General features: G+C 33.2%; 2 protein-coding genes. Both read right to left on the reverse strand.

Going from position 1 to position 1,792, the window contains the following annotated elements:
• The coding region (locus tag LS81_RS12225) for a hypothetical protein (RefSeq protein WP_034345469.1) at positions 1–976 on the reverse strand (976 nt) is incomplete at its 3' end.
• Between the two features lie 228 nt (positions 977–1,204).
• On the reverse strand, positions 1,205–1,792 hold a 588-nt coding region (locus tag LS81_RS11460), incomplete at its 5' end, for a hypothetical protein (protein ID WP_161976775.1).

A 1,792-nucleotide genomic window follows, 5' to 3' on the forward strand; every position in this document is an offset into this window, starting at 1 on the left:
ACTCCTCACAATCAAAACTTACTTGGCTTTCGTGTATTACACCATAGATTGCCTTGCTTGTATCGTTTGCCTCTTTTGGGATATAGGCTACTTTTAGCCATTTGGGGTTGGTGGGGTCTTTGCCAAGAGATAATAATATTCCTTGATTGTTAAGCTCATTCCCTCGTAAATTACAATCATTTAATATTGTATCTTTTTGGATTGCTTGTAAAATCTTGCCATTTGGAGATTGACGCAAGTTGATATAAGAGTCTGGTGAAGCATATAGTAAAATATTATCGCTTAAACCCATAGATTCTATAAGTTCTCTTTTATTTGGATATTTAAAGATTATATCACCCGACAATGAAACAATTTCCACATTGCCAAAAAAATCCCATTCATCGCCATCATGGGTAGTAATATTTAATTCTTTAAGTATGCCATTTACCCTAACTCCAATAATTATCAAAGGTTTGGATTCGGCTATATTAAATAATTTCTGCAATTCTTGCTCTTTAGGTTTTGTTATACGCATGTAAGCACTCTCTGGCATAAGCATTTCTTCGATGTTAGGATATGGCTTGTTTTTAGGGATGAGTTTAGATTTATAATACACTTCATCAAAAAACAAAACCCAGTCTGTATGAACCCCATTCCAGTCTGTCCTTATGGAGTATTGCAAAATTCCATTAATTTCCAAATTACCCTCAAAGCGATTGTGAGTGTGTCCCTGCGGTATCTCTTTGCTTTGTAAAAGTGCTTGTGTATCTTTGGTATGTTTAAGTGGTGTGACATTTTTTGGTAAAGGAGTGTTTTTTTGTAATTCTTTGAAGTAAAGAGTTTTGGCATTAATTTGTATTGTATCGCCATTATAAACCAAGGGTTTTTCTTTTATTTCATATTCTGAAGTAATATTGAATGCGTAAATATACGATATTGTTAGCACTAAGAAACATAAAATATATTTTGGTATATAAAGCTTACTATATGCCATTATAATCCTCCTTTATGATGAGTTTAAATTGATATTTCACCTCTTTCAACACGCTTATAATTTTCATTTATAAATGAAAAATTTTGATAGGCTTTCTTGTCGTGCAAAATCATTTGTTTAATTAACTCTCTAGTAGCAGGTCTTGTATCTCCAGGTACAAATTCGGTAGGTTTTGTACTATTTTGCTAACATATAATATTTACTTGCTCTTATAGCCCCTACCTAGAATCAATCAAAATCATATCCCCAAGTGCAATCCACTACAACTTCTATATTGTTTAGATTCTGAAAAAAGGCAAAGTTACACCCACCGGGATTTGCAGCTTGTTGTATCCATAATGTGTTTTGTTTATCATACATATAGCACCTTCTGCCATCATAACCCTCTGTAGTTTGTATAATCTCTTGAAAATCTGTCTGTGGTAGAATCTTGGCTAAAGATTCTACGCCACTCTCTTCAAATTCTTTTATATTCATAAAACTTTGAGGATTGCGGATTTTGTCATAGATTGATTTAAGATTCTCGCCATCAAAAACATAAAGACGATATATGCCTTCCGCTCCACCAAAATCACAATCTAACTCACACATATCATAGTATTTCCAAGAGTTTTTCTTATCTGTTTTTAATTTTAAACTTTGCTTGGCTTTCTTTATAAGAGCCAATACCTCTTGTTTGTCTTCTTTATAAAGCTTATTGTAAGTTTTGTCTTCTTTAGATTCTACTATCCCCTCTCTCATTTCCACACATTGCCCATCAAATCGCTTAGAATACTGATGTGCCTTGATGGATTCTCCTGTATCAGTGGTAATATC

The organism is Helicobacter trogontum (genome assembly GCF_000765905.2).
GTDB lineage: Bacteria > Campylobacterota > Campylobacteria > Campylobacterales > Helicobacteraceae > Helicobacter_A > Helicobacter_A trogontum.